Here is a 4,430-nt window from a genome sequence, read left to right as displayed (position 1 = left end):
GACAGTGTTCGCGCTCACCATGTCGGCGCAGGTCATCATCTCCGTGCTGATCGGCGGGCTGGGCACGCTGATCGGACCGATACTCGGCGCGGTTGCCATCCAGTATCTGATCAATATTGCTGGAACACAGCATGTGATCGACCCGAGTCTGGGGCTTGGCATCGTGCTCGTCGCGTTTGTGCTGCTCGTGCCGCAGGGCGTCGTGCCTGTCGCGCGCTCCTTGTTGTTGCGACTGGGCTCGCCGACAAAAGGCGCTGCCGGCGCGCCGCCTTCGTCCGCCACCGCCAAGCCGGAGTCGCACTGATGAATGCTCTTCCTCCGCTTCTCCAGGCCAAGGGCGTCACCATGCGCTTTGGCGGTGTGACCGCCGTACGCGAAGTCGATTTCACGCTGCGCGAAGTCGAACTGCGCTGCCTGATCGGCCCGAACGGCGCGGGCAAAAGCACCTTCTTCAAGATGCTTACGGGACAGTTGAGACCGACCGAAGGCAGCATTCATTTCCGCAGCCACGATGTCACCGGCAGCAACCCGCATCAGATCGCGAGGCTGGGCGTGGGTATCAAGACGCAAGTGCCAAACGTGTTCAACGGACTCAGCGTGCGCGAGAACGTGTTCATTGGCGCGGGGCGGCGCAAGTCGCTGGCGCATGCGCGTCGTATCGTGGATGAAACGCTGACCCGGCTCAAACTCGACGGCATCGCGGACCGGATCGTCGGTCAGCTCGCGCACGGACAGCGGCAGTGGGTCGAGATCGCAACGGTACTTGCTCAGGAACCCGAATTGATTTTGCTCGATGAACCTGCCGCCGGCATGAACCACGAAGAAGTGCATCGCACCGCCGAGCTGATTCAGGAAATCAACAAGACGCAGGCGCTGGTCGTGGTGGAACACGACATGCAGTTCATTCGCATGATTGCACGCACCGTGACTGTCTTCTCGCAAGGTGCGGTGCTGGTGGAAGGATCGGTGGACACTGTCTTGTCCGACCAGCGTGTGAAGGATGTGTATCTCGGGAGGCGTGCAGCATGAGCGGCGAAAACGCAGGCACGGTGCTCTTCGAGGCGACGCAGTTATGCTCCGGCTACGGACGCATCCCGATTCTCAATCAAGTGAATTTCTCCGTGAAGGCAGGCGAGCGCGTGGGGATTCTCGGCCATAACGGCATGGGCAAGACCACGCTGCTGCGCACGCTGACCGGGCATTTGCCGACGACCTCGGGAACCGTGCGCTTCAATGGCGTGGACATCACGCATTACAGCGCCACGGCTCGCGCCAAGGCGGGAATCGGCTATGTGCCGCAGGGCCGCGAGATTTTCCCGACATTGAGCGTGATGGAAAACCTGCGTGTGGGATGCCTGCTGTCAAAGCGCGGCGAGGCCGAAACAATCGCGGAAATCCTCGAACTGTTTCCACGTCTGAAAGCGTATCTCGACCGCCCGGGCGGCGCGCTCTCGGGCGGGGAGCAGCAATTGCTGGCGCTCGCGCGATGCCTGTGCGGCGGACCAAAAATCGTATTGCTCGATGAACCCACGGAAGGGATCCAGCCGTCGATCATCGACGAAATCATCGACACACTGAAGGGTGTTGCCGAGCAGCGCAGCCTCACCATCTTGCTGGTCGAGCAGAACCTCAACTTCATTGCGTCACTGTCGCAGCGCATCCTGATCCTGCAAAAGGGCACGGTCACGCGCGAGATTCCGCCCGAGATCGTCACGGACCCGGCAATGCTCGACGAGTTCGCCGGTATTGCCTGAAGCGCCAGAACCACTCCATTCATTGCTCGTTTGAAACCGGATATCTTTCCATGACCGACACGACTATCGATGTCACCGAACTCACCGTCGAACAAGTCCAGTCCGGCTTTGCCAGCGGCGCGATGACTTCCGAGTCGCTGACTGCTGCGTTCCTCGAACGTATAGCAAAGTTCAATCCGCGCTATAACGCGATCATCTTCCTGAATCCGGACGCACTCGATGACGCCCGCGCCATCGACGCCCGCCGGGCGGCCGGTGAGACGCTCGGGCCCCTCGCGGGCGTGCCGGTGGTCGTGAAGGACACCATGGACATGGCGGGTTTCCCCACGACCGCCGGCTGGACGCTGCTTTACAGCCCGACCGGCGGCGTGGACCTGATGCCGTCCACGGACTCTCCGGTCGTGGCTCGCATGCGTGCGGCGGGTTGCGTGATTCTCGGCAAGACGAACGTACCCGTGCTCAGCGCCACAGGTTCGCATGCAAACGATAGCTGGGCGGGTCCCACGCTCAACGCGGTCGATGTATCGTTCATGCCTGGAGGCAGCAGCGCAGGCACGGCGACGGCGGTCGGTGCGAGCATGGCCGTTCTTGGTCTCGCGGAGGAAACGGGCGGTTCGATCCAGAACCCGGCATCGGCGCAGGCGCTGGTCGGTATCAAACCAACCTTCGCGCTCGTTCCCAACGCAGGCGTGATGCCGCTTGCAGGCAGCACGCGCGACGTGGTCGGCCCTATCGCCCGTTGCGTGCGCGACGCGGCGCTGACGCTCGACGCACTCGCGGGTTTTTCCGAAGAGGACCTGAAGACCGTGGCCGGTGTCGGCATGAAGCCGCCGGGTGGTTACGCGGCGGGCTTGCGTGACGACGCGCTCAAGGGCAAGCGGCTGGGACTTTACGGTCCGGGCTGGCGTGACCGGGGGTTATCGGAAGAAACGATTGCGCTTTATGAACGCGCACAGGAAGAGCTCGAAGCACGCGGCGCGATCCTGGTTGCAGACCCCTTCGCCGGCAGTGGCTTCGCAGCGCTCGGCAAGCCTGCGCCGGGATCGGATCACTTCGATGCACGCGGCATGGAAAGCCTTCCGTACGACATGCAGAAGTATCTCGAGCGTCTCGGTCCCGGCAACACGATCAAGACATGGACGGATTTCGTCCATGCGACCCGCGCGGAAGATCCGTTCGGGCCCGGGGGCGTGCTGACCTACATGTCGACGCTGCCCGACATGGAAGCGAACCTGCAAGACGCAGCAGCGCCGCCGGTGATCGGCGCGTTCTATGCGCTGCGCGAAACCTATCTGTCGATCTTCGAAGACGTCATGACGAAGCATGCGCTCGACGGTCTCGTGTTCCCGCAATTGCGCGACCCGTTGCCGCCGCGGGAGGGCACCGAAACGCTGCACGAAACGACGGTGTGCGAGATCAATATCGCAGGCTTGCCGGGCGTCACGTTGCCGGCCGGATATTACGAATCGGGCTCGCCGTTCAACCTGATTTTCGTCGGCCGCCGATGGAGCGAGCCGGCGCTGCTCGCGATGGCATACGATTACGAAACTGCCGGAGGTCATCGGCGAACGCCCGTCCTTCAGGATTGAGGACGGCTGCCATCGTAGAAGAGCAAGAACAGAACAATTCATGTCCGAGCATAGATATCAGGAGATTTTGACCCGGCTTCGCGACAACGGGCGCGTCTCGGTGACGCCCCTTGCCAAGCTCTTGAGCGTGTCGGAGGAAACCATCCGCCGCGACCTCAAGGAGCTCGAGCAAAGCGGCATGTTGCGGCGCATCTACGGCGGCGCCGTCCCGCCGCGGCTGGATGTCGAACGTCCCGTCACGGAGCGGGGCAAGGTCAACGTGCGCGGCAAGGCGCGTGTTGCGGAACTGGCGGTGCCGCTGGTGGAGGACGGCATGTCGCTGTTCATCGATTCAGGAACGACCACCGTTGCATTTGCCCGACGGCTGATCGGACGCAACGTGACGGTGACGACGAACTCCATCGATATTGCACTGCTGCTCGGCACGAGCGTCACCCGCGTGAACCTGACGCCGGGCATGCTGCGCGGCAAGGACAACGCGCTGGTCGGCTACGAGACGCTGTCTTACGCGCGACGTTTTTTTTACGATGCCGCGTTCATGGGAATCGCTGCCTGCGACCTGAAACATGGCTGGATGGATTATGAAGAACACGAATCAAACCTGCGCGGTGTGCTGAAGTTGCAGACGCGCTTGTCGGTGATCCTCGCCGACATCGACAAATTCGGACGCGAAGCGTACCTCAACACTTTTCCGATCACGGAAAAAGTAACGGTGGTCTGCGACCGCGCGCCACCCGCTCCATTCAAGGACATATTTGCTGAGCATGACATCGAACTCATCCATCCCTGATGCATCCGAGACCAGCAAGCTGGCGAGCCTGCTCGCCCAGTTTGCGCAGTTCGGCGGCCTTGCGACCGGTGGCGTGACGCGCCTGTGCGCAAGCGCGGAGGACGGCGAGGCGCGCGATGCGTTCGCCGCGCTGTTGCGGGAGGCCGGCGCCGAAGTTTCGAAGGATGGTGTCGGTAATCAATTCGGCATCTTCCGTCTCGCGGATCGCGCCGGTGCGCCCCTCGTGATGATGGGCTCGCATCTCGACAGTCAGCCGCGTGGCGGGCGCTTCGATGGCGTGCTCGGTGTGTTGGCGGC

4 protein-coding genes and 2 pseudogenes are annotated in these 4,430 nt (G+C 62.4%); all 6 read left to right on the top strand.

The features are described from left to right. Positions 1-304: pseudogene (locus ACFFAR_RS25815) on the top strand (branched-chain amino acid ABC transporter permease); the annotation flags it as partial. Continuing rightward, the gene (locus ACFFAR_RS25810) at positions 304-1,029 is read left to right on the top strand and encodes an ATP-binding cassette domain-containing protein (protein ID WP_174365070.1); all 726 of its coding nucleotides are present in this window, start codon (positions 304-306) and stop codon (positions 1,027-1,029) included. The pseudogene ACFFAR_RS25815 and the gene ACFFAR_RS25810, both read left to right, overlap by 1 nt. After that, on the top strand, positions 1,026-1,754 hold the full coding sequence (locus tag ACFFAR_RS25805; protein WP_062003012.1) for an ABC transporter ATP-binding protein: 729 nt from the start codon (positions 1,026-1,028) through the stop codon (positions 1,752-1,754). Before ACFFAR_RS25810 ends, ACFFAR_RS25805 begins: the two co-directional genes overlap by 4 nt. A gap of 50 nt (positions 1,755-1,804) precedes the next feature. Further along, complete coding sequence (locus ACFFAR_RS25800; protein WP_174365069.1) at positions 1,805-3,343, top strand: amidase family protein; 1,539 nt, start codon at positions 1,805-1,807, stop codon at positions 3,341-3,343. 40 nt (positions 3,344-3,383) lie between these two features. After that, complete coding sequence (locus ACFFAR_RS25795; protein WP_062003010.1) at positions 3,384-4,133, top strand: DeoR/GlpR family DNA-binding transcription regulator; 750 nt, start codon at positions 3,384-3,386, stop codon at positions 4,131-4,133. Further along, positions 4,108-4,430, top strand: a pseudogene (locus ACFFAR_RS25790) (Zn-dependent hydrolase); the annotation flags it as partial. The gene ACFFAR_RS25795 and the pseudogene ACFFAR_RS25790, both read left to right, overlap by 26 nt.

Source organism: uncultured Caballeronia sp., assembly GCF_964243625.1.
Lineage (GTDB): Bacteria > Pseudomonadota > Gammaproteobacteria > Burkholderiales > Burkholderiaceae > Caballeronia.
The sequence above is the reverse complement of the archived record's forward strand: the minus strand, read 5'-3'. Positions and strand labels throughout refer to the sequence as shown.

Excerpts from the sequence above, each read along its gene's own strand:
- ACFFAR_RS25810 (WP_174365070.1), top strand. The coding sequence starts at position 304 with ATGAATGCTCTTCCTCCGCTTCTCCAGGCCAAGGGCGTCACCATGCGC.
- ACFFAR_RS25805 (WP_062003012.1), top strand. The coding sequence starts at position 1,026 with ATGAGCGGCGAAAACGCAGGCACGGTGCTCTTCGAGGCGACGCAGTTA.
- ACFFAR_RS25800 (WP_174365069.1), top strand. The coding sequence starts at position 1,805 with ATGACCGACACGACTATCGATGTCACCGAACTCACCGTCGAACAAGTC.
- ACFFAR_RS25795 (WP_062003010.1), top strand. The coding sequence starts at position 3,384 with ATGTCCGAGCATAGATATCAGGAGATTTTGACCCGGCTTCGCGACAAC.